Consider the following 24117-nt stretch of genomic DNA (forward strand, 5'->3'; position numbering starts at 1 on the left):
CGATGCGAATGCTCATTTCCAGGTTCTGACCAGGAAAAACCGTCTTCGACAATGAATCAAGCAATTCGTGTGGGAGCTCATCAGCAGGCTGATGTCGTCGATTAAGGAGGTGATCCAGCCGCAGGTTCCCCTACGGCTACCTTGTTACGACTTCACCCCAGTCATGAATCACACCGTGGTAACCGTCCTCCCGAAGGTTAGACTAGCTACTTCTGGTGCAACCCACTCCCATGGTGTGACGGGCGGTGTGTACAAGGCCCGGGAACGTATTCACCGCGACATTCTGATTCGCGATTACTAGCGATTCCGACTTCACGCAGTCGAGTTGCAGACTGCGATCCGGACTACGATCGGTTTTGTGAGATTAGCTCCACCTCGCGGCTTGGCAACCCTCTGTACCGACCATTGTAGCACGTGTGTAGCCCAGGCCGTAAGGGCCATGATGACTTGACGTCATCCCCACCTTCCTCCGGTTTGTCACCGGCAGTCTCCTTAGAGTGCCCACCATAACGTGCTGGTAACTAAGGACAAGGGTTGCGCTCGTTACGGGACTTAACCCAACATCTCACGACACGAGCTGACGACAGCCATGCAGCACCTGTGTCAGAGTTCCCGAAGGCACCAATCCATCTCTGGAAAGTTCTCTGCATGTCAAGGCCTGGTAAGGTTCTTCGCGTTGCTTCGAATTAAACCACATGCTCCACCGCTTGTGCGGGCCCCCGTCAATTCATTTGAGTTTTAACCTTGCGGCCGTACTCCCCAGGCGGTCAACTTAATGCGTTAGCTGCGCCACTAAAATCTCAAGGATTCCAACGGCTAGTTGACATCGTTTACGGCGTGGACTACCAGGGTATCTAATCCTGTTTGCTCCCCACGCTTTCGCACCTCAGTGTCAGTATCAGTCCAGGTGGTCGCCTTCGCCACTGGTGTTCCTTCCTATATCTACGCATTTCACCGCTACACAGGAAATTCCACCACCCTCTACCGTACTCTAGCTTGCCAGTTTTGGATGCAGTTCCCAGGTTGAGCCCGGGGCTTTCACATCCAACTTAACAAACCACCTACGCGCGCTTTACGCCCAGTAATTCCGATTAACGCTTGCACCCTCTGTATTACCGCGGCTGCTGGCACAGAGTTAGCCGGTGCTTATTCTGTCGGTAACGTCAAAACAGCAAGGTATTAACTTACTGCCCTTCCTCCCAACTTAAAGTGCTTTACAATCCGAAGACCTTCTTCACACACGCGGCATGGCTGGATCAGGCTTTCGCCCATTGTCCAATATTCCCCACTGCTGCCTCCCGTAGGAGTCTGGACCGTGTCTCAGTTCCAGTGTGACTGATCATCCTCTCAGACCAGTTACGGATCGTCGCCTTGGTGAGCCATTACCCCACCAACTAGCTAATCCGACCTAGGCTCATCTGATAGCGCAAGGCCCGAAGGTCCCCTGCTTTCTCCCGTAGGACGTATGCGGTATTAGCGTTCCTTTCGAAACGTTGTCCCCCACTACCAGGCAGATTCCTAGGCATTACTCACCCGTCCGCCGCTGAATCAAGGAGCAAGCTCCCGTCATCCGCTCGACTTGCATGTGTTAGGCCTGCCGCCAGCGTTCAATCTGAGCCATGATCAAACTCTTCAGTTCAATACTGCTTGGGTTTTTAAGAAACCCTAAACTTGGCTCAGCAATCTCAAATGACTATGTGATTTCTCGCATGGCCACTTGTGATGCTGATAATCTTTTTGACTATCAGTCCGTACTCACAAGCACCCACACGAATTGCTTGATTCGATTTGTTAAAGAGCGTTTGGTTAAGAGCTTTTCGTCTCAACCGAGGCGCGCATTCTACGCTTTCCTCAGAGCCTGTCAAGCGTTTATTTTGAAGTTTTTTGCGAGAAACTCGTTTAGCTTCAAACACTTGGCTCGCTGCGATCTCTCGTAGCGGGAGGCGAATCATACAGCACTTAGAAGCACTGTCAACCACCTTTTTAACCGCTTTCGATCATTTGATCGTAGCCCTTGCAGCACCTTCAGAATTGTCTAACTCATTGAATTTCAAGGAGTTTGTCGTTCCGTTGTCGCTGGAAGTGGGGCGCATTATAAGGGGATTCGAGAGGGCGTCAACCTTTAATTTCAATAAACCTTGATAGCGCAGAAAAGCAAAGCGGGGAGGCCTGTCGGCCTCCCCGCTTTTCATCTAAAGCACACCCGCAACACGCAGACGCTGTACCTCGCCGGCATCCAGCCCCAATAATTCCCCCAGCACCACTTCGGTGTGCTCGCCCAGCAGTGGTGGCGCCCGGCGATACTCCACTGGCGTCTCCGACAACCGTATCGGGCTCGCAACCTGCGGCACATTACCCGCCAATGGATGCGGAATACTCACCGCCAACCCACGCGCCAATACCTGAGGGTCCTGGAACATCTGCGCCAGGTTATTGATAGGCCCACATGGCACTCCAGCAGCCTCCAGCTGGGCCACCCACTCAGCCGTGGTCTTGAATACCGTAGCCTGACGGATCAATGGTATCAGCTCGGCCCGGTTGGCCACCCGCAGCTTATTGGTAACGAAGCGCGGGTCTTCCGCCCACTGCGGCTGCCCAGCCACCTCGGCGAACTTACGGAACTGGCTGTCATTACCCACAGTAAGAATGAAATCGCCATCTGCCGTCGGAAAGTCCTGGTAGGGGACTATATTGGGGTGTGCATTGCCCAGCCGACGAGGAGGGGTGCCCGTGGTCAGGTAGTTCATTGCCTGGTTCGCCAGACAGGCGACCTGCACATCGAGCAATGCCATGTCGACATGTTGGCCGATCCCTGTCTGATCCCGGTGGGCGAGAGCAGCCAGCATGGCGACCGTGGAATACAACCCGGTCAGAATATCGGTAAGCGCCACACCCACCTTGACCGGCCCCGCGCCTTCTTCACCCTCCGGACGACCGGTCAGGCTCATCAGCCCACCCAATCCCTGGATCATGAAGTCATAGCCAGCGCGCTTGGCATAGGGCCCGGTCTGACCGAAGCCGGTAATGGAGCAATAGATGAGCTGCGGGTTTACCGCCTTGAGGCTCTGGTAGTCCAGGCCATAGGCAGCCAGCCCACCCACCTTGAAGTTCTCTATGACGATATCGCACTTCGCCGCCAGCTCCCGCACCAACCGCTGCCCCTCTGGCTGGGTAAAGTCGATGGTCACCGAGCGCTTGTTGCGGTTGGCCGACAGGTAGTAAGCCGCCTCACTGGTGTCCTCACCTTCGACATCCTTTAGGAAAGGCGGCCCCCATGAGCGGGTATCGTCGCCACTGCCAGGGCGCTCGACCTTGATCACGTCGGCGCCAAGGTCAGCCAGAATCTGACCAGACCACGGGCCGGCCAACACGCGCGAAAGGTCTAGCACCCGCAGATGTGATAGCGCGCCCATGGCTTGCTCCTTATTAATAGAACGCCTGGATACCAGTCTGCGCACGCCCCAGGATAAGTGCATGCACGTCGTGGGTACCTTCATAGGTGTTGACCACCTCCAGGTTAACCAGATGACGGGCCACACCAAACTCGTCGGAGATGCCGTTGCCGCCCAGCATGTCACGCGCCATACGGGCGATATCCAGCGCCTTGCCGCAGGAATTGCGCTTCATGATGGAGGTGATCTCCACCGCAGCCGTCCCTTCATCCTTCATGCGCCCCAGACGCAGGCAGCCCTGCAGCGCCAGGGTGATTTCGGTCTGCATGTCGGCCAGCTTCTTCTGTATCAACTGGTTGGCGGCCAGTGGACGACCAAACTGCTGACGATCCAAGGTGTATTGGCGAGCGGTGTGCCAGCAGGCTTCAGCGGCACCCAGCGCCCCCCACGAAATACCATAGCGAGCCGAATTCAGACAGGTGAACGGGCCCTTGAGGCCACGCACGTCCGGGAAGATGTTCTCTTCCGGCACGAACACATTGTCCATGACGATTTCACCAGTGATCGAGGCGCGCAGGCCAACCTTGCCATGAATGGCCGGGGCACTGAGACCTTGCCAGCCTTTTTCCAGTACAAAGCCACGGATATCGCCTGCATCATCCTTGGCCCACACCACGAACACATCGGCGATGGGACTGTTGGTGATCCACATCTTGCTGCCGGTCAGCCGGTAGCCACCATCGACCTTCCTCGCCCGGGTAATCATCGAGCCAGGATCGGAGCCATGGTTAGGCTCGGTCAGACCGAAGCAACCAATCCACTCGCCACTGGCCAGTTTGGGGAGGTACTTCTGCTTTTGCGCTTCGGTGCCAAATTCGTTGATCGGCACCATCACCAGCGACGACTGCACGCTCATCATCGAGCGGTAACCCGAGTCGATACGTTCCACTTCGCGAGCAATAAGGCCGTAGCACACATAGTTCAGGCCGCTGCCACCGTATTGCTCGGGGATGGTTGCACCCAACAGGCCGACTTCACCCATCTCGCGGAAGATCGCGGGGTCGGTCTGCTCGTGGCGGAAGGCCTCGAGCACACGCGGTGCCAGCTTGTCCTGGGCGAACTGATAAGCGCTGTCACGCACCATGCGCTCTTCTTCAGTGAGCTGCTGATCCAGCAGCAACGGGTCGATCCAGTTGAAGCTTGCTTTACCGGCCATGAGCGAATCCTCGAAATAGGGGGCAGTTTCTTGTGCCTTTGAGCCTAGGCCTGATCGGCGGCGGGGACAAACGAGGATTGCGCACCGATTAGTGATATTTTGTCACTCCGTAAATCGGCAAAACGCCTTATTGACAGCCTTACAAGTGAGGTTGACGTACATGCGCCGTAAGATCCCCAGTACCGCCGCCCTGATTTGCTTCGAGGCGGCAGCCCGTAACGAGAGCTTTACCAAGGCTGCCCAGGAACTCGCACTGACCCAGGGTGCCGTCTGTCGGCAGATCGGCGGTCTTGAAGCCTTCCTCAATGTGGAACTGTTCCGCCGTTCGCGCCGCGGCGTGACGCTGACTGAAGCCGGCCTGTCCTACAGTCGCCAGGTGGCGGCCCAACTGGATGCCGTGGAGCGCGATACCTTGTCGGTGATGCGCCAGCAAGGCGCCAATGTGATCGAACTGGCGGTAGTACCGACGTTTGGCACTCAATGGCTGCTACCACGGCTCAAGGACTTCCAGCAGCGCCATCCGGAGGTCACGGTCAACCTTACCAACCGCACCCGGCCCTTCCTGTTTGCCGACACTGCCTTCGATGCAGCCATCTATTTTGGTGATGCAGACTGGTCAGGCACCCAGTCGCACCAACTGATGGGCGAAAACCCGGTACCGGTTTGCAGCCCGACACTGCTGAACGGCCAAGGCGTGCTCGAAGCACGCCACATCGCGCAACTACCATTGCTGCAGCAGAGCACACGCCCGTATGCCTGGCGGCAATGGTTCGGCAGTGTGGGCATGCACGTTGAGCGCGACATGACAGGCCCGCGCTATGAACTATTCTCGATGCTCGCCCAGGCGGCCATGCACGACATGGGCATTGCCCTGATACCACCGTTCCTGATCCAGCGGGAGTTGGAGGAGGGTAGGCTGGTGGTCGCTAACAGGCATGCCCTGAGTAGCGACAAGGCCTACTATCTGATGATTCCAGAGCGCAAGGTGGAGTCGGCCTCGCTACGAGCTTTTCGCGACTGGCTTGTGAGCCAGGCTCAGGCCTACATCAATAAGACAGGGACAAGCGCGACGAATTGACTCTGTAGTCAATTATTTTAAACACCTACAGATATATGTATATGTCGCATATACGCAAACTGTAACGCAAGCACAAAAATACCCTTTAACCCTGCTAAGTACGCGGCTTAGCGAGTTATTTTGCGACATCCAACTAGTCGTAAGCGAATTGGCCGATTTTTTTTTGATTTTTTCTCCTAATCTGCCAATGGCCCATGCTTGAAGGGCTGCAGCCCTATCACTGCGACAAGCGGTCACAGGGTGACTTGTAGTTTTGACTTCGTTTCGCTCCAGAACCGGTTGAAGGCCTCTGGGTTCGTCTGCAAAATGCTTCGCCCCGCCCGGGATCCGGCGGGTTGGCGCTCCACAGCCGCCCCAGCGCACCATCCGAAGTGTGCTGGCTTCTACAAAGACAAAAGGTCACCGCAGGAGAAATAGTCGTGCACATTGGTGTTCCTCTCGAGACGCAGACCGGTGAGACAAGGGTCGCTGCGACCCCCGAAACCATCAAGAAACTGATTGGCCAGGGCCATCAGGTCACCGTTCAACGGGGGGCAGGGCTCAACGCCGCCATTCCGGACAGTGCCTATGAAGCCGTGGGTGCTTCCATTGGGAGCGCTGCCGATGCCTACGGCGCCCAATTGGTACTCAAAGTGGTCGCCCCCAACGACCAGGAACTGGCCCTGATCAACAGCGGCAGCCTTCTGGTGGGCATGCTCAACCCCTTCAACGGGGAACTGATCGGCAAGATGGCCGAACGCGGTATTACCGCCTTCGCCCTGGAAGCCGCGCCGCGAACATCGCGGGCGCAGAGCCTGGACGTGCTGTCGTCGCAGGCCAACATCGCCGGTTACAAGGCCGTGTTGCTGGCAGCCCATCACTACCCACGCTTCATGCCGATGCTGATGACCGCTGCCGGTACCGTCAAGGCGGCACGCGTGCTGGTCCTGGGTGCCGGCGTTGCCGGCTTGCAGGCCATCGCCACAGCCAAGCGCCTGGGTGCGGTGATCGAAGCATCCGACGTTCGCCCTGCTGTGAAAGAGCAGATCGAATCACTGGGCGCAAAATTCATCGACGTGCCATACGAGACCGACGAGGAGCGAGAGTGCGCCGAAGGCGTTGGCGGCTATGCCCGACCAATGCCGGCCAGTTGGATGCAGCGCCAGGCCCAGGCCGTGCACGAGCGCGCCAAGCAGTCCGATATCGTCATCACCACCGCGCTGATCCCAGGCCGCAAGGCGCCGACCCTGCTAAGCGCCGAAACCGTGGCGCAGATGAAGCCTGGCTCGGTAGTCATCGACCTGGCTGCCGCCCAAGGCGGCAACTGCCCGCTGACCGTCGCAGACCAGGTGGTGCAGGAGAATGGCGTGACCATCGTCGGCCCGACCAACCTGCCGGCCCAGGTGGGTGCCGATGCTTCGGCACTGTATGCACGCAACCTGCTGGACTTCATGAAGCTGCTGTTCGACAAGGACGGCGCGCTGATCATCAACCTCGAAGACGACATCGTCGCGGCCTGCCTGATGTGCCGTGATGGTCAAGTCGTCCGCAAAAACGGCTAAGGAGCACGACAATGGAAGACATGCTGATTTCCCACGGCATCTATAACCTGATCATTTTCGTGCTGGCCATCTATGTGGGCTACCACGTGGTGTGGAACGTCACCCCGGCGCTGCACACCCCATTGATGGCGGTCACCAATGCCATCTCGGCAATCGTGATCGTCGGCGCCATGCTGGCCGCAGCCCTGACCGTGACCCCGGCCGGCAAGTTGATGGGCACGCTGGCCGTAGCCCTTGCCGCAGTCAACGTGTTCGGTGGCTTCCTGGTCACCCGCCGCATGCTTGAGATGTTCAAGAAGAAAACCAAGAACGAGGCGAAGAAGTAAGCATGAGCATGAATCTGGTAACGCTCCTCTACCTCGTCGCCTCGGTGTGCTTCATCCAGGCGCTCAAGGGCCTGTCGCACCCGACCACCTCGCGGCGCGGCAATTTGTTCGGCATGATCGGCATGGGGCTCGCCATCCTCACTACGGTTGGCCTCATTTATAAACTCGGGGCTGAACTTGCCACCGCCGGTATCGGCTATGTCATCGTCGGCCTGCTGGTCGGCGGCACCGCCGGCTCGATCATGGCCAAGCGCGTCGAGATGACCAAGATGCCCGAACTGGTCGCCTTCATGCACAGCATGATCGGCCTGGCCGCGGTATTCATCGCCATTGCCGCCGTATTGGAGCCGCAGTCGATGGGCATTGTGGCTGCCATCAGCGACCCGATCCCTACCGGTAACCGCCTGGAACTGTTCCTCGGCGCTGCCATCGGTGCCATTACCTTCTCCGGCTCGGTGATCGCCTTTGGCAAGCTGTCGGGCAAGTACAAGTTCCGCCTGTTCCAGGGCGCACCGGTACAGTTCGCTGGCCAGCACAAACTGAACCTGATCCTCGGCCTGACAACCATCGCCCTAGGCTTGCTGTTCACTTTCACTGGCCACTACAGTGCCTTCACTCTGATGCTGGTCCTGGCCTTCATCATGGGTGTGCTGATCATTATTCCGATCGGCGGCGCCGACATGCCAGTGGTGGTGTCGATGCTCAACAGCTACTCGGGCTGGGCAGCGGCCGGCATCGGCTTCTCGCTGAACAACTCGATGCTGATCATCGCCGGCTCCCTGGTAGGTTCGTCCGGTGCCATCCTCTCGTACATCATGTGCAAGGCGATGAACCGTTCGTTCTTCAACGTCATCCTCGGCGGCTTCGGTGGCGATACCGACACTGGCGCGGCGCAAGGTTCGCAAGAACAGCGGCCGGTGAAGTCCGGCTCGGCTGACGATGCCACCTTCCTGCTCAGCAACGCCGACAGCGTGATCATCGTTCCGGGCTACGGCCTGGCGGTGGCCCGCGCCCAGCACGCGCTGAAAGAGCTGACCGAGAAGCTTACCCACAACGGCGTGACCGTGAAGTACGCGATTCACCCGGTGGCGGGCCGTATGCCCGGGCACATGAACGTACTGCTGGCCGAGGCTGAAGTGCCGTACGATCAGGTATTCGAGATGGAAGACATCAACGCCGAGTTCGGCCAGGCCGACGTGGTGCTGGTGCTGGGCGCCAACGACGTGGTCAACCCGGCGGCGAAGAACGATCCCAAGTCGCCAATCGCCGGCATGCCGATCCTCGAAGCGTTCAAGGCCAAGACCATCATCGTCAACAAACGCTCCATGGCCAGTGGCTATGCCGGCCTGGACAACGAACTGTTCTATCTGGACAAGACCATGATGGTGTTCGGTGACGCCAAGAAGGTCATCGAGGACATGGTCAAGGCGGTGGAGTGACAACAGTCGCTACAAACCCGCTGATATAAAGGAAGCCCCGGTCAGAATCTGCCGGGGCTTTTCTTTTGTTGATCCGGATCAACGGCTCAAATACAAGGCTTCTCATACGACCATGGTCGTGGGACGGCAATGGGCGAAATCTCTAGACTGCGCTGCAGTAGTTTCAGTAGCCCGAGATAACAATCCATGTACCGTGATCGTATCCGCTTGTCCTCCCTGCACAGCAAGGTAATGAGTGCGGCTGATGCCGCTGGTCTGATCGAGGACGGCATGACTGTCGGCATGAGCGGCTTCACCCGCGCCGGCGAAGCCAAGGCCGTACCGCATGCACTGGCCGAACGTGCCAAGCAATCGCCACTGAAAATCAGCCTGATGACCGGCGCCAGCCTGGGCAATGACCTGGACAAACAACTGACCGAGGCCGGTGTACTGGCCCGCCGCATGCCGTTCCAGGTCGACAGCACCCTGCGCAAAGCCATCAATGACGGCCAGGTGATGTTCATCGACCAGCACCTGTCGGAAACCGTCGAGCAACTGCGCAACCAGCAGCTGAAGCTGCCGGACATCGCGGTCATCGAAGCCGTGGCCATTACCGAGCAAGGCCACATCGTGCCAACCACTTCGGTGGGCAACTCGGCCAGCTTCGCGATCTTCGCCAAGCAAGTGATTGTGGAGATCAACCTCTCGCACAACACCAACCTCGAAGGCCTGCACGACATCTATATCCCAACCTACCGCCCGACCCGTACGCCAATCCCGCTGGTCAAGGTCGACGACCGCATCGGCAGCACCGCGATCCCGATCGACCCGGCCAAGATCGTCGGTATCGTCATCAGCGATCAGCCGGACTCGCCGTCCACTGTGCTGCCGCCAGATGACGAAACCCAGGGCATCGCCGACCACCTGATCAACTTCCTCAAGAAGGAAGTGGACGCAGGCCGCATGACCAACAAGCTTGGCCCGCTGCAGGCCGGCATTGGCAGCATTGCCAACGCGGTGATGTGCGGCCTGATCGCGTCACCGTTCGAAGACCTGACCATGTACTCCGAAGTACTGCAGGACTCCACCTTCGACCTGATCGACGCCGGCAAGCTGAGCTTCGCCTCGGGCAGCTCGATCACCCTGTCGACGCGCCGCAATGCCGATGTATTCGGTAACCTGGAGCGCTACAAGGACAAGCTGGTACTACGCCCGCAAGAGATCTCCAACCACCCGGAAGTGGTACGTCGCCTGGGCATCATCGGTATCAACACCGCACTGGAGTTCGATATCTACGGCAACGTCAACTCCACCCACGTCTGCGGCACCAGGATGATGAACGGCATCGGTGGCTCCGGCGACTTCGCCCGTAATGCTCACCTGGCGGTCTTCGTCACCAAGTCGATTGCCAAAGGTGGCGCGATTTCCAGCGTGGTACCAATGGTCAGCCATGTCGACCACACCGAGCACGACGTGGACATACTGGTCACCGAGCAGGGGCTGGCGGACCTGCGTGGCCTGGCGCCGCGCGAGCGGGCGCGGGCGATCATCGACAACTGCGTGCACCCAGACTACCGCGCTGCACTGAACGATTACTTCGACCGCGCCTGCCAGCGTGGCGGCCATACCCCGCACATCCTGCGTGAAGCCCTGAGCTGGCACGAAAACCTGGAAGAAACCGGGCGCATGCTGGCTAGCTGATCCAGTCGTAGCAAGAACAGCGGCTTTCCCCCCGCTGTTCCGCTAACGCGACCTGTAGGAGCGGCCGCGTGTCGCGATGGGCTGCACAGCAGCCCCCTGCAATCTCCGCTGTATTGCTGACATTCTCGGTTCCACTTCCGACCTTGTCACGACACGCGACCGGGTCAGCAAATCTGTGCCACGCAGTTAACGTTTAAAACTGTTCTACTGTACTGGTATTTTAACCCTTCCCCGCCTTTCTAAAACCTCAACCGCAGTAAAACGCACCATATGTGTGCAGACCGGTACAGTTGCGCCTATTTCGAGTGCAACAGTAGGGTTACACAGTTAACTGAGCCATCCTCTTTCACCTGAACTGTATCTACTGTTATGGACGACAGAGGAGGATCATTGGCATCAGTTAAATCACTACCTAATCCCGCCATAAGCGGAAGGATGAAGCATCATGGAACGTACCCTCAGTTCCGGTCTGGTTTTTGAAAGCAACGCCCAGCAATCCAACGCCTCGATGCCACTGCGCGCATTGTCGACCCTGCTGCTGTGGCAGCGTCGTATGACCAGCCGTCGTCAACTGGCTCGCCTGGACTCCCGCCTGCTTGCAGATGCCGGTATCAGCGAGTCGCAGCGTTACGAAGAGCTGAGCAAGCCTTTCTGGCGCTAAGCTCCCGGCTTGCCGGCTTCGCCGGCACCGTGAATTCCTCAAACCCGTTGCAGGTGACTGCAGCGGGTTTTTTATTGCCCGACAGACGCGCAGTAGCGTGCTTCAGATTGCGACAGGTACAGTTTTACAGAAACTTAAATAAACCATAACAGTTACCTGGCATTGCGGTCGTTGTCATCTCTAGGCAGCACTGCGTGGTACGCTTGGCCTAACCGTCTGCTAGAACCAGTTGATGAAAACGTACCGTGACGCGCCCTGCAAACGTCCGATACAGCAGAACCAACCTGACCTACCCAGGAGTCCACAATCATGAACCGTAAACACCTGCTTGGCGCCGTCCTGCTGCTAGGCTTGGCCGGCACTGCCAACGCCACCAGTTTCGTTGTCACCACCGACGCGGTAGTGGGCGCCGTTGCTGCCTCCACCGACGCCACTTCCGACGTGAGCTCTTCGTTCCGCGACGACAAGATTGTCCAGGCAGCCCGCGATGACGCTGCCAGCTTCGTCGGCACTCAGGGCGCTATCCGCGGCGCCCGACTGGAAAGCGCCTTTGTACACATCCGTTCGAACATGCCGGCCCTGCAAGCCAGCGATGCACAACTGGCCCAGGCCATCCTGGCACTCTGATACGCGCCATGCACAACAGGTGCGTTGGCTTCGGCCCTCGCACCTGAGGTAGGCTTCGCCGTTCATTTTTCCAGCCTTCAAGAAAGCTCATGCGTTATCTGTTGCCGTTGCTGTTCGCCACCGCAGGCATGGCCAGCGCCCATGCCATGGATACCACCACACAAAGCCTGGTCATCACCGGCTATGTCACCAGCCAGGTCACAACCGCACCGTTCGATCGCAAACTGGTCACCCAGGCCCGCGACGATGCCGCCGCATTCGTTGCCAGCGACGGGCAGATCCGTGGTGCACGCCTGGAAGCCGCCTTGGAATCATTACGCCACAATTGCGCACGACACGCCGTCGGCGATCTGGAACTGGCGCAGGCAATTCTCGTCCAATAACTACACCTGACTCCCTGTATTTTTCGGAGATGCTCCATGCGCAAACCGCTGATTGCCGCTTCCCTCGGCATGCTGCTGCTGGCCGACCTGGCCCAGGCACAGACCCTGGTGGCCACCAGCAACATCATCGTGCGTGCCTTTGGCCGTTCGATCGACTTCACCTCGGACACCACCACATCGATCCGCGACTCCAAAGTGGTGCGCGAAGCCCACGACGACGCTGCAAGCTTCGTCGCCAGCAACGGTGACATCCGCGGCGTCCAACTCGAGGCCGCCTTCAATACCCTGCGCGAGCGCGTACCGGAAGCGCGCAGCGCCAGCGACCAGGTACTGGCTGAAGCCATACTCGCACTGTGAAGCGCGTGCGTGCCTGGCTGCTCGGCTGCGCCCTGACGCTGCTCGGCACGCCCGCCTTGGCCGACCTGCAGCTTGAGCTGCAGGCCTCCGGCCTCGACCCGCAACAAGCACAAGCCTCCCAAGCCCTGCTCGACGAGGCAGTGGGCAAGCTGCCACCGCGTTTCAAGCAGCAGCTGGACCGCCGCGTGCGGGTCAGCTGGAGCGACAGCATGCCGCCCGACACTTACGGGCAGGCATCACTGATATCCACCCTCGAGCTCAACCGCCGCTTGCTGCCCAGCCTCACCGATGGCAGCGCCGCCAGCGAGCGCACCAATCGCCCACATGGCACGGTGCGTGAAGAGCTGCTGGCCACCGTGCTGCACGAGCTCACCCATCTCTACGACCGTGCCCGCCTGTGGCCCAGCGCCGAAAAATCAGTGATTGCACGCTGCAAGCGCCAGCAAGGCACGCTAGGCAAGGTCGGCCTGCCGGAAGAATGCCGCGGCCAGGCCGACCGCCGCTTCACCCTGAGCGACGACCCACGCCTGCTCGACCTGGCCGGGTGGCAGCAGTACGTGGGCCGACGTGGCGAGCGCGAACAGCACAATGGCCAATTCGTGCGCAGCCCCGACAGCTATGAGTTGAGCAGCCCCAAGGAATACATCGCGGTCAACATGGAGTATTTCCTCCTCGACCCGAGCTACAGCTGCCGTCGCCCGGCGCTGTACCAATACCTTCACGAACACTTCGGCTGGGCACCGCAACAGAGCACCTGTGCCAAAGGCTTACCCTTCATCAATGCCGGCAGCGACTTCGCCCGCCAGCCGCTAGGTGAAATCGACCCGGAGCGGGTCTACGAAGTGGACTACCTGCTGGCTGAAGCCAATCAGAACCTGGCCAGCCGTTGGGGGCACAGCATGCTGCGCCTGGTGATCTGCAAGCCGGGCCGCCCACGCGGACCAGATTGCCGCTTGGACCTCGACCAAAGCCTGGTGCTGTCGTACCGCGCCTTCGTCAACGACGTGCAACTGTCCAGCTGGGACGGCCTGGTCGGCAACTACCCGTCGCGGCTATTCGTGCTGCCGCTGGGCCAGGTGATCGACGAATACACCAAGACCGAGCTGCGCAGCCTGGCCTCGGTGCCCTTGAAGCTCAACCGCGACGAAATCGAGAACCTGGTGCGCCAGGCCGCCGAGATGCACTGGAGCTATGACGGCAACTACTGGTTCCTGTCCAACAACTGTGCAGTGGAGTCATTGAAGCTGCTGCGCAGCGGCACCGCCAATCCGCGCCTCAACGACCTGGACAGCATCATGCCCAACGGTTTGCTGGCCGTGCTCAAGGGCAGGGGGCTGGCAGACACCAGCGTGCTTGATAACCCACGCGAAGCGCTACGCCTGGGCTACCGCTTCGATTCTTATCGCGACCGCTACCAGGCGATGTTCGAGGTGCTGAGAAAGCAGTTGCCAATCAAGCAAGCGCTGGTCGAGGACTGGCTGGCCCTCGATGCCGAGCAGCGCCGTAGCTGGTTCACCAAGGCTGACCTGCGCACCAGCGCGGCGCTGCTTCTGCTTGAGCAGGCCAGCTTGCGCCGGCAGCTTCTGCTGGCCCAGGACGAGGTCAAGCAGCGCTACCTGAATGCCGCAGCATTGAAAGATGGCAGCATCAACAAAGCCGATGCCACGCTCAAGCAAATGCTTGCCAACAGCGGTTTTCTAAGCCGCCCGGCAGAGTTGCTCGATTCCAAAGGCTACGGGCTGCCGCAGCCAGAAGAGCGCAAGCACCTCGAGCAGGTGAGCAGAGAGCGGCAGGCACAGCTGTTGCGCTTGAGCACCAGCCTGGACAAAGAGGTGAGGGCGCTGCTGGAGCCGTCGCGAGCCAAGGAAATTGCAGCGGTCGAGGCCAACGTGAAGCAGATCGGCGAGCACTTGCGGGCGTTGCACAAGGCTGCTGGCGGTCTGCAGTTGTGATGCATGCAGGGGCTGGCCCTCTCGCGGGCAAGCCCGTTCCTACAGGCTCTCCTCGTTTTCCGAGGGTAAATCCTCATCCAGATGCAACCAGGGCAACCGGCTGCCCACCCAGATATGCCGGTTGGCTCGCACCCATTCAGGGTGATCCAGCGTCGCCACCGTCACATCGATCGTCTGCGGGCTATGCGTGGTCACCAGCGCCACATGCGCCCCACACTGCCCACAGAAGTAGCGGCTGCAACTGGCTGGCGCCACATAGCAGTTCGGCTCGCCCGTTAACCACTGGAACCCGGAACGGGGCAGGGTAAGCCAGGTGACCACCAGTCCACCGCTGACCCGCCTGCAGATCGAACAATGACAGTGGGCAATGTCCGTCAGGTTGCCCTCCAGCCGATAGCGCACGGCACCACAATGGCAGCCACCTTCGGTTACATCCTGCATCACCTACCTCTCGTCACCTTTGCTTCAGCGAAAGCTGGCTGAAAGCTTGCCCTTTTAGGATAGCGCCCACTACCGGCACAAGACCGGTCAGCCAGGGCACCCGGTCAATACCGCGCCCGGCCCAATCAACAACAACAATGGTGATTCTGATGTATTCCTGTGCCCGCCTTTTCGTAGTCCCCCTCCGCATGCTCCCCGCACAGCGCGCTACGCGCTGATACGCCCGAATCGACTGTCCTTTCGCCGCGCCACGCCTGGAGTATTGCCATGCTGACCTTCCTCGGCTTTGCCATGGTCATCACTTTCATGTACCTGATCATGAGCAAGCGCCTGTCGGCCTTGATCGCGCTGATTCTGGTACCGATCCTGTTCGCCCTGTTCGGTGGTTTTTCCGCCAAGATCGGCCCCATGATGCTAGAGGGCATCAGCAAGCTCGCACCTACCGGCGTGATGCTGATGTTCGCCATCCTCTATTTCGCCCTGATGATCGATTCCGGCCTCTTCGACCCGGCCGTGCGCAAGATCCTCAAGCTGGTCAAGGGCGACCCGCTGAAAGTCTCGGTCGGAACCGCTGTACTGGCCCTGGTGGTTTCGCTGGACGGTGACGGCGCCACCACCTACATGATCTGCTGCGCCGCCATGCTGCCGATGTACAGCCGCCTGGGCATGAGCCCGCGGATCATGGCCGGCCTGATCATCCTAGCCGGCGGTGTGATGAACATGACCCCGTGGGGTGGCCCGACCGCGCGTGCTGCCAGCGCCCTGCACGTAGACCCGTCAGACATCTTCGTGCCGATGATCCCGGCCATGCTGTTCGGTGTGCTGGCGATCCTGGCCATTGCCTACATGTATGGCAAGCGCGAACGTGCCCGCCTGGGCGAACTGCATCTGCCTACCGACGACATCGACCACAGCGAAATCACCGTCTCGCAGTACCCGGACGCACGTCGGCCCAAACTGCTGTACTTCAACGGTGCCCTGACCGCCGCCCTGATGGCCGCACTGATCGCCGGTGTACTGCCGCTGCCAGTGCTGTTCATGATTGCCTTCAGTATCGCCATGATCGTCAACTACCCATGCCTGCAACAACAGAAGGACCGCATTGCTGCCCACGCCGGCAGCGTGCTGGCCGTAACCGGGCTGATCTTCGCCGCCGGCATCTTCACCGGTATCCTGTCCGGCACCGGCATGGTCGACGCCATGTCCAAGAGCCTGCTGGCGGTCATCCCTGAAGCGCTAGGCCCATACCTGGCTGTAATCACCGCGATCGTGAGCATGCCGTTCACCTTCTTCATGTCCAACGACGCGTTCTACTACGGCGTGCTGCCGGTGCTGGCCGAAGCCGCCAGCCACTACGGCATCACCCCCGTGGAAATGGCCCGTGCGTCGATCGTCGGGCAGCCGGTACACCTGCTCAGCCCGCTGGTACCCTCCACCTACCTGCTGGTGGCCCTGGCCGGTATCGAATTCGGCGATCATCAGCGCTTCACGCTCAAGTGGGCAGTGCTGGTATGCCTGTGCATAATGCTCGGCGCACTGCTGATGGGGATTTTCCCGCTGTTCAGTAGTCTTTAATACATCCGTATCACGTACGCGACGCGCCCTGACCGGGGCGCGTTGCCATTACCGCTCGAAGGAAAATACATGGAATGGCTGACCAGCCCGGAAATCTGGGTTGCCTTTTTCACCCTTACCGCGCTTGAGATCGTCCTCGGTATCGACAACATCATCATGATCTCGATTCTGGTCAGCCGCATGCCCAAGCACATGCAGCCACGCACCCGGATCTTCGGCCTGGCCCTGGCCATGGTCACCCGTATCCTGCTGCTGCTGTCGATTACCTGGGTCATGCGCCTTACCGCCGACCTGTTCGTGGTATTCGGCCAAGGCATCTCGGGCCGTGACCTGATTTTGTTCTTCGGTGGCCTGTTCCTGCTGTGGAAGAGCTCGCAGGAGATCTACCACGGCCTGGAAGGCGAGGACGAGAACGCAGAGGAGCCCAAAGGCGCAGGTGGCAAGTTCTTCTACACCATCATCCAGATCGCCATCATCGACATCGTGTTCTCGCTGGACTCGGTGATCACCGCAGTGGGCATGGTGTCCCACGTGCCGGTGATGATCGCCGCCATCGTCGTGGCCGTGCTGGTGATGATGCTGTGCGCCGGCGCCATCAGCAATTTCATCGACAAGCACCCGTCGTTGAAGATGCTCGCGCTGTCGTTCCTGATCGTGGTCGGTACCGTACTGATCGCCGAAGCGTTCGATGTGCATGTGCCGAAGGGCTATGTCTACTTCGCCATGGCCTTCTCGCTGGGGGTGGAAGCCATCAATATACGCATGCGCACCGCCATGGCCCGCAAGGAAGGCAAAGATCATGAACCGGTGAAACTGCGCAAAGACATTCCGGGTCAATAAGGCCAAGGAAGCGCAGTACAGCAAGGGCCCTTCGCGGGGCCCTTTTTCATGCCCGTTTTTTTTCTGTGCGTGATCACTGTGGGGGCTTGCTCGCGAAGCGACCCGCACAGGCAATCATTCATTTCAGATCTGTTTCAAATAAATGACTGCCATGCGAAGCTGGCGACAGCTGGGCAAAACAACTAAAGCTTTGAGTGAGCACTGAAAATTCTTCAAACGCTCACGTTTCATTTCTTGGCCCGATGGGCCTTTGCAACAGGGGGCCTTCGCCATGCTGACCCTGCTCAACCTGCTCTCGGCCGTGACGCTTCTGGTCTGGGGTACCCACATTGTGCGTACCGGCATCCTCCGGGTATTCGGCTCAAACTTGCGGCGCATCATCAGCCAGAACATGGACAAGCGCCCGCTGGCATTCATCGCCGGAATTCTGGTCACGGCCATGGTTCAAAGCAGCAACGCCACGGCCATGTTGGTCACCTCGTTCGTCGGCCAGGGTCTGATGGCCATGACCCCGGCCTTGGCGATCATGCTGGGTGCCGACGTGGGTACCGCACTGATGGCCCGGGTACTGACCTTCGACCTGTCCTGGCTGTCGCCGCTGCTGATCTTCCTTGGCGTGATCTTCTTCCTTTCGCGCAAGCAGACACGGGCCGGCCAACTGGGTCGGGTGGGCATCGGGCTTGGCCTGATCATCCTGGCACTTGAACTTATCGTGCAGGCAGCTGCGCCAATCACCCATGCCCAGGGCGTGAAAGTGCTGTTTGCCTCACTGACCGGCGACATCATGCTCGACGCTCTGGTCGGGGCAATGTTCGCCATGATTTCCTATTCCAGCCTGGCTGCGGTTCTGCTCACCGCAACCCTGGCCGGCGCCGAACTGATCAGCTTGCCGGTAGCCATTGGGCTGGTGGTCGGCGCCAACATCGGCAGCGGGCTGCTGGCTTTCATCAGTACCAGCATGCAGAACGGCGCCGGGCGTCGGGTGGCCTTGGGCAGCTTGCTGTACAAGCTGATCGGCCTGGTGCTGATCATCCCTGTGCTGCACCCGCTGGTGGAATGGATGGACTCGCTGAGTTTCAGCCCTCAGGAACTGGTCATCGGTTTTCACCTGCTCTACAACACGCTGCGCTGTCTGATCATGCTGCCCACCGTCAAACCGATGGGGCGACTGTGCAACGTCCTGCTGCCTGAACGGGAAACCGGCAATGGCCAGATGCGTCCGCGCCACCTCGACGTCTCGGCCTTGGAAACGCCCAGCCTGGCCCTGGCCAACGCCGCCCGCGAGACTTTGCGCCTGGGGGACATCGTCGACAGCCTGCTCGAAGCCATGCTTGGAGCCCTGCGTGGTACCCAGACCGCCTTGCCACAGCAAGTTCGCGCCTTGGGCGAAGACGCCGAAGTCCTGTACAGCGCAATCAAGCTGTACCTGGCGCAGATGTCACGGGAAGACCTCAGCGAGCAGGACAACCGCCGCTGGGCCGAAATCATAGAGCTGGCAATTAACCTCAAACTCGCCTGTGACCTGATCGAACGCATGCTGCGCAAGGTCCAGCAGCAGAAAACCAGCCAGCGCCGGGAATTCTCCCGGGTAGGCCTGGAAGAGCTGTCCGGCCTTCAGGAGCAATTGCTGGCCAACCTGCGCCTGGGCCTGTCAGTGTTCCTCAGTGCAGACCCGGAAAGCGCCCGCTTGCTGCTGCGGGAAAAGCGCCGGTTCCGTGCCCAGGAACGGCGCCTCGCCCACGCCCATGTCAGCCGCCTGCAGCGCAAGGTCGTGCAAAGTATCGAAACCAGTTCGCTACACTTGGAGCTGATCGCCGACATGAAGCGGTTGAACTCTTTGTTCTGTAGCAGTGCCTATGTGGTACTGGGCGGCTCGGACACCGGAGGGCTGATGCTCGACAGTGTGCCCGATGAAGCCCGCCAGCCGTGATTTCTCCTAGCTGAGGACCCTCGCTCGCCCATGCGTTGCCTGATGTTCGTTTGCCTGCTGATCTGCAGCCTGCCCTCGTTCGCCCTCGACCGCTCGCGGGTTGAAGGCTACCTGTTGCCTAATGGTCTGCAGGTCATCCTGAAAAACGGTTACGAACGTGACCATGTGGCGATTCGTCTGGTGGTCGGCGTGGGCCTGGATGATTTCGACTGCGAGCAGAAAGAGCTGCCACACCTGCTTGAGCACCTGTTGTTCAGTGGTATCGACGAAACAGGCGAAGGCGGGCTGGAAGAGCGCTTGCAAGCGCTTGGCGGCGAGTGGAACGCCTATACCAGCAGTGCCGACACCACCTTTGTCATCGAGGCCCCGGCGCGCAACCAGCGTAAGGTCCTCGACCTGCTGTTGGCAGTCATCCGCGATACCCGCATCGACGCCAAGACCTTGGCCACCGCCAAGCGCATCATAGAGCGCGAAGATGGCGGCCACTATGGCCACCTGCAGCGCTGGCTCGATCGCCAGGATATCGGCCACCCCGCCAGCGACCAGTTGGCCACCGAGCTGGGCCTGAAATGCCCGGAGCGCTCCAACCTCGACGACATGACCTTGGCGCAAGTACAGGCTTTGCGTGACCGCTGGTACGCGGCCAACAACATGACCCTGATCATGGTCGGTGGCCTCGACCGCCTGCTTCCGGCCTATCTGGAGCGGTCGTTTGGCGAACTGCCCGCCACTGAACCAGAAGAGCGTCGCAACCTTGAAAGCATCACCCGACAGGCCGAGCAGCGTCGCAACCTGACCCGCGGCTGGCTGGGCGATGGCGTCAAACTGCACTGGCTGTTCATCGAGCCGGTGCTGGACAACGACCACCAAGCCACACTCGACCTGCTGTCGCGCTACCTGGACTGGGCGCTGTACGACCAGCTGCGCCTGCGCAACGAGCTATCCTACGGCCCCTCCGTGCAGCGTGAGAGCTTTGGCGACACCGGCCTGCTCAGCCTCAATGCGGACCTTGAGCGCGATGACATCGACAAGGCCATCAAGGTGATGCAGGGCATGTTCGACCACCTGCGCAAGGAAGGGCTGGACCCGGACACCTTCGCCCGCATCAAGGAAGCCAGCATCGGCAAGGAAAGCTGGAGCACCCAAGGCAACAGTGCCTTGGCCGACTACTACTGGGGGGCGCTGAACGACTATACCGAAGGGCGCTTTGCCAACCCGGTGCGCAAGCTGCGCCAGGTCAGCCTGGAACAGGCCAACGAGGCGCTGAAGGCTCTGCTCAAGGAAGATGGCTATGTGCGCATCGAAAAGCCGTTGCTAGGCTATGACGAGCTTTACGGACTGATGGCCTTGCTTGTAGGGCTGGTCCTGGCGGCGGGGCTGTTGCGCTGGCGGCGGCAAGGGCCTGAACGGCCCAGTGGTGCTACACGGCGGCAGTGAATCGGCGGTATCCTTTTGCCAGTACTTGCCCTTTCGCGGGGTTGCCCGCGCAGAAGCTGGCACAGCCACCTCACTTTTCTGTTGTAGCCCCCAATGCCCCAAATCCCCCATATCGTCCAGCGCATCATCGAACTACTCAAGCGCTACCCCGGCATCATCGCGCTCGGCGGTTTCCTCTCTGGTATCGGCAGCTTCATCCTGGTCGACCGCCAAGCCGGCCTGGCCAGCTGGGTCGCTGTGCTCATGCTGGTCAGCTGGGTCTGGCTGATGCTGGAGAACACCCTCACCGGGCTGTTCGCGCGCACTTTCAACCGCGAGATCCCTCAGCCGCTGTTGCGCTACGCAACGCAGATGATCCACCAGGAAACGCTGTTCTTCGTGCTGCCGTTCTTTTTCATCACAACCACCTGGAACAGCGGTCAGCTGGTCTTCACCGGCTTGCTCGGCGCAGCCGGCCTGGTTTCGATCATCGACCCGCTGTACTACAAGTGGCTGGCACCGCGGCGCTGGCTGTTCCTGGCGCTGCATACCCTGACGTTGTTCGCTGCTCTGCTGACCGCGCTCCCGATCATCCTGCACCTGACCACCGCACAAAGCTTCAAGCTGGCCCTGATCGCGGCCATGGTCCTGTCGTTCCCCAGCCTGGCCAGCAGCTTCCCGATCAACAATTGGCGCCGCGCGGTGGCACTGGTGCTGGTTACCCTGTCGGTCGGTGCCGGGGGCTGGCTGCTGCGCTCTTGGGTACCGCCGGCAACCCTGTGGATGACCGAGGTGGCGGTGAGTACCGAAGTGCTGAACCGCCAACCCGGCGACTCACTGGACGAAATTGCTGCCAGCCGCATCCGCAGCAGTGGCCTGTATGCCTATACCGCCATCAACGCACCACGCGGCCTGAACGAACGGATCTACCATGTGTGGCAAAAGGACGGCAAGGAGGTCGACCGCATTGCCCTGGACATCCACGGCGGGCGCAAGGAAGGCTATCGGGCCTGGACCCACAAGCAGAACTTCCCACCCAACCCGGTAGGCAAGTGGCAGGTGAGGGTGCTGACCGAGGATGGGCAAGTGATCGGTGTGCTGCGCTTCAAGGTGGTCAATGATGCACCAGCGGGTAATTGACACCCTGCCTAGCGCCGGAGCAGCCTTGTGCTGCGAAAGGGTCGGTACAGCACGCCACTTCCGTGCGCGCTCACGACCGCTTCGCAACTCGAGGCTGCTCCAGGTCACGGTTGCCAAGCGTGCACACAGCACATAATCACCAAACAGCCCCTGCCCCCTGCGCTATGATCAGCCCCTAAGCCTTAGCGCCGAGTCAATTGCATGGAGCCTATGACCACCCCCTGCGCCACCCTGGACACCAGCAGCCAACCGGCCTGCCTGCGTATTACCGGTGACTGGACCTTGGCACACTACGCCAACCTCAAGCGCGAGAGCGAGCGCCTGCGCACGCAGTGCGCTGCCGACACCGTCGCCGATCTCAGCCAGTTGGGCCGCCTGGACACCGCCGGCGCTTCGCTGCTGGCCGAACTGCTAGGCTCCGAGCGCCTGTCGCGCTGCACCCACGAACTGCCTGAGGCCAGCCGGGCGCTGCTGAAGAATGTCTACTGCTCGGTCCAGGATTACTGCATCCCGGTCAAGGAGGCCGAGCGCAATGTGCTGTTGCAGCTGCTGGAGCGTATCGGTTGCGCCGTCGGCACGCTCTGGCAGGACAGCATGCAATTGCTTGGTTTCGTCGGTGTGATTCTCGAAACCTTGCTGCGCCGCGCTTTCCAGCCACATCGCTGGCGCTTCACTCCTGTAGTGGCACACATTGAACAGACTGGGCTGGATGCCGCGCCCATCGTTGCGTTGCTGACATTCCTGGTGGGCGCCGTAGTCGCTTTCCTTGGCGCCACGGTGCTGGCTGACTTCGGCGCGACCATTTTTACCGTCGACCTGGTTGCGTTCTCGTTCCTGCGCGAGTTCGCCGTGCTGCTGACAGCCATTCTCATGGCCGGCCGCACTGCCAGCGCGTTCACCGCGCAAATCGGCTCGATGAAGGCCAATGAAGAAATTGACGCCATCCGCACGCTGGGCCTCAACCCCATGGAGCTGCTGGTGGTGCCGCGGGTACTGGCCCTGCTGATTTCGCTACCGTTGCTCACCTTTGTCGCGATGATCTGCGGCATCGTTGGGGGTGCGGTGGTATGCGCCCTGACACTGGATATTTCACCGGCCATGTTCCTGTCGCTGCTGCAAAGCGACATTGGCGTGCAGCACTTCCTGGTAGGCCTGGCCAAGGCACCGTTCTTCGCCTTCCTGATCGCCGCCATCGGCTGCCTGGAAGGCTTCAAGGTCAGCGGCAGCGCCGAGTCGGTGGGGGCACACACGACCTCGGCAGTGGTGCAGTCGATTTTTGTGGTCATCGTGCTGGATGCGGTGGCAGCACTGTTCTTCATGGAGATGGGCTGGTGAGTGGCCAGGATTGCGTAATCGAAGCCCGCGGCATCTGCAACCGCTTCGGCCGCCAGGTGGTACATGAAAACCTTGACCTTGACCTGTACCGTGGCGAAATCCTCGCCGTGGTAGGGGGCTCAGGCAGCGGCAAGTCGGTGCTTCTGCGCAGCATCATTGGCCTGCGCCGCCCCAATCAAGGGCAGATCAAGGTGCTCGGCCAGGACCTGGCCGGCTTGCGCGAAGAACAGCGTTCACTGGTCGAACGGCGCTTTGGCGTGTTGTTCCAGAAGGGCGCGCTGTTCTCTTCGCTGACGGTGACCGAAAACGTGGCCTTGCCGCTGATCGAGCACGCCGGGCTGTCTCGTAGTGATGCCGAGCACCTGGCCGGGGTGAAACTGGCCCTTGCCGGGTTGCCGATCTCGGCTGCCGACAAGTACCCGGCCTCGCTGTCGGGGGGCATGATCAAGCGCGCAGCGCTGGCCCGTGCCTTGGCCCTGGATCCGGACATCCTGTTCCTCGACGAACCCACAGCTGGCCTGGACCCGATCGGTGCGGCAGCATTTGACCAGTTGATCCTTACCCTGCGCGATGCGCTGGGCCTATCGGTGTTCCTGATCACCCACGACCTCGACACCCTGTACACCATCACCGACCGCATCGCGGTGCTGTCGCAAAAGAAGGTCCTGGTGGCCGGCCCGCTGGCCGAGGTCGAGAAGACCAACGACACCTGGATCCAAGAATACTTTCACGGCCCACGCGGGCGCGCAGCCGAACAGGCTGCCACCCGTGCCGGGCAGGAGCGCTGA

20 protein-coding genes and 1 rRNA gene are annotated in these 24117 nt (G+C 60.2%); 17 read left to right on the forward strand and 4 right to left on the reverse strand.

The genetic code is table 11. The features are described 5' to 3' along the window. Window positions 1–102 precede the first annotated feature (102 nt). The 3 genes from J3A98_RS23650 to J3A98_RS23660 all read right to left on the reverse strand — a co-directional run bounded on the left by J3A98_RS23650 (window position 103) and on the right by J3A98_RS23660 (window position 4608). A 16S ribosomal RNA gene (locus J3A98_RS23650) occupies window positions 103–1639 on the reverse strand. Window positions 1640–2192: 553 nt separating this feature from the next. Further along, window positions 2193–3413, reverse strand: a complete 1221-nt coding sequence (locus J3A98_RS23655; RefSeq protein WP_209968857.1) for a CaiB/BaiF CoA-transferase family protein — start codon at window positions 3411–3413, stop codon at window positions 2193–2195. Window positions 3414–3426: 13 nt separating this feature from the next. Next, window positions 3427–4608, reverse strand: a complete 1182-nt coding sequence (locus tag J3A98_RS23660) for an acyl-CoA dehydrogenase (protein ID WP_003252907.1) — start codon at window positions 4606–4608, stop codon at window positions 3427–3429. A 160-nt stretch (window positions 4609–4768) separates the two neighbouring features. Between J3A98_RS23660 and J3A98_RS23665 the strand changes: the two genes are divergently transcribed. The 10 genes from J3A98_RS23665 to J3A98_RS23710 all read left to right on the forward strand — a co-directional run bounded on the left by J3A98_RS23665 (window position 4769) and on the right by J3A98_RS23710 (window position 14652). Next, entirely contained in the window at window positions 4769–5686 is a 918-nt protein-coding gene (locus J3A98_RS23665; RefSeq protein ID WP_176683042.1) for a LysR family transcriptional regulator, read from the forward strand. Between the two features lie 419 nt (window positions 5687–6105). Continuing rightward, entirely contained in the window at window positions 6106–7227 is a 1122-nt protein-coding gene (locus tag J3A98_RS23670) for a Re/Si-specific NAD(P)(+) transhydrogenase subunit alpha (protein WP_021784628.1), read from the forward strand. Between the two features lie 11 nt (window positions 7228–7238). Next, a complete protein-coding gene (locus J3A98_RS23675; RefSeq protein ID WP_003252914.1) occupies window positions 7239–7553 on the forward strand; it encodes an NAD(P) transhydrogenase subunit alpha in 315 nt (104 codons plus the stop codon). 2 nt (window positions 7554–7555) lie between these two features. Beyond that, window positions 7556–8992 carry an NAD(P)(+) transhydrogenase (Re/Si-specific) subunit beta gene (locus tag J3A98_RS23680; RefSeq protein ID WP_003252919.1) on the forward strand — a complete coding sequence of 479 codons (1437 nt, stop codon included), beginning with the start codon at window positions 7556–7558 and terminating at the stop codon, window positions 8990–8992. Window positions 8993–9178: 186 nt separating this feature from the next. Further along, window positions 9179–10672 carry an acetyl-CoA hydrolase/transferase family protein gene (locus J3A98_RS23685; RefSeq protein ID WP_176683040.1) on the forward strand — a complete coding sequence of 498 codons (1494 nt, stop codon included), beginning with the start codon at window positions 9179–9181 and terminating at the stop codon, window positions 10670–10672. A 445-nt stretch (window positions 10673–11117) separates the two neighbouring features. Then, window positions 11118–11333: a DUF1127 domain-containing protein gene (locus tag J3A98_RS23690; RefSeq protein ID WP_021784625.1), complete on the forward strand. Its 216-nt coding sequence runs from the start codon at window positions 11118–11120 to the stop codon at window positions 11331–11333. Between the two features lie 309 nt (window positions 11334–11642). Beyond that, a complete protein-coding gene (locus J3A98_RS23695) occupies window positions 11643–11960 on the forward strand; it encodes a DUF2388 domain-containing protein (protein ID WP_176683039.1) in 318 nt (105 codons plus the stop codon). A gap of 89 nt (window positions 11961–12049) precedes the next feature. Further along, entirely contained in the window at window positions 12050–12343 is a 294-nt protein-coding gene (locus J3A98_RS23700; RefSeq protein ID WP_176683038.1) for a DUF2388 domain-containing protein, read from the forward strand. A gap of 36 nt (window positions 12344–12379) precedes the next feature. After that, window positions 12380–12700, forward strand: coding sequence for a DUF2388 domain-containing protein (locus J3A98_RS23705; RefSeq protein ID WP_021784622.1), 321 nt, complete (start codon window positions 12380–12382; stop codon window positions 12698–12700). Next, window positions 12697–14652, forward strand: a complete 1956-nt coding sequence (locus tag J3A98_RS23710; protein WP_209968861.1) for a DUF4105 domain-containing protein — start codon at window positions 12697–12699, stop codon at window positions 14650–14652. Before J3A98_RS23705 ends, J3A98_RS23710 begins: the two co-directional genes overlap by 4 nt. A gap of 39 nt (window positions 14653–14691) precedes the next feature. On the opposite strand, the gene J3A98_RS23715 is transcribed toward J3A98_RS23710, so the two are convergent. Beyond that, window positions 14692–15093, reverse strand: a complete 402-nt coding sequence (locus tag J3A98_RS23715; RefSeq protein ID WP_209968864.1) for a GFA family protein — start codon at window positions 15091–15093, stop codon at window positions 14692–14694. 267 nt (window positions 15094–15360) lie between these two features. Here J3A98_RS23715 and J3A98_RS23720 point away from each other — a divergent pair, with 267 nt between their 5' ends. The 7 genes from J3A98_RS23720 to J3A98_RS23750 all read left to right on the forward strand — a co-directional run bounded on the left by J3A98_RS23720 (window position 15361) and on the right by J3A98_RS23750 (window position 24117). Continuing rightward, the gene (locus J3A98_RS23720; RefSeq protein ID WP_176683035.1) at window positions 15361–16668 is read left to right on the forward strand and encodes a CitMHS family transporter; all 1308 of its coding nucleotides are present in this window, start codon (window positions 15361–15363) and stop codon (window positions 16666–16668) included. A 69-nt stretch (window positions 16669–16737) separates the two neighbouring features. After that, the gene (locus tag J3A98_RS23725; RefSeq protein ID WP_176683034.1) at window positions 16738–17508 is read left to right on the forward strand and encodes a TerC family protein; all 771 of its coding nucleotides are present in this window, start codon (window positions 16738–16740) and stop codon (window positions 17506–17508) included. 271 nt (window positions 17509–17779) lie between these two features. Beyond that, complete coding sequence (locus J3A98_RS23730; protein ID WP_209968867.1) at window positions 17780–19438, forward strand: Na/Pi cotransporter family protein; 1659 nt, start codon at window positions 17780–17782, stop codon at window positions 19436–19438. Window positions 19439–19468: 30 nt separating this feature from the next. Beyond that, window positions 19469–20875, forward strand: coding sequence for a pitrilysin family protein (locus J3A98_RS23735; RefSeq protein ID WP_176683032.1), 1407 nt, complete (start codon window positions 19469–19471; stop codon window positions 20873–20875). A gap of 93 nt (window positions 20876–20968) precedes the next feature. Next, a complete protein-coding gene (locus J3A98_RS23740) occupies window positions 20969–21994 on the forward strand; it encodes a DUF5924 family protein (protein ID WP_209968871.1) in 1026 nt (341 codons plus the stop codon). Between the two features lie 201 nt (window positions 21995–22195). Beyond that, window positions 22196–23329 (forward strand): MlaE family lipid ABC transporter permease subunit, encoded by a 1134-nt coding sequence (locus tag J3A98_RS23745; protein ID WP_209968874.1) that lies wholly within the window; start codon window positions 22196–22198, stop codon window positions 23327–23329. Further along, window positions 23326–24117, forward strand: a complete 792-nt coding sequence (locus J3A98_RS23750; RefSeq protein WP_176683029.1) for an ATP-binding cassette domain-containing protein — start codon at window positions 23326–23328, stop codon at window positions 24115–24117. Before J3A98_RS23745 ends, J3A98_RS23750 begins: the two co-directional genes overlap by 4 nt.

Origin of the sequence: Pseudomonas sp. BP6, assembly GCF_017875935.1 — a bacterium.
GTDB lineage: Bacteria > Pseudomonadota > Gammaproteobacteria > Pseudomonadales > Pseudomonadaceae > Aquipseudomonas > Aquipseudomonas putida_Y.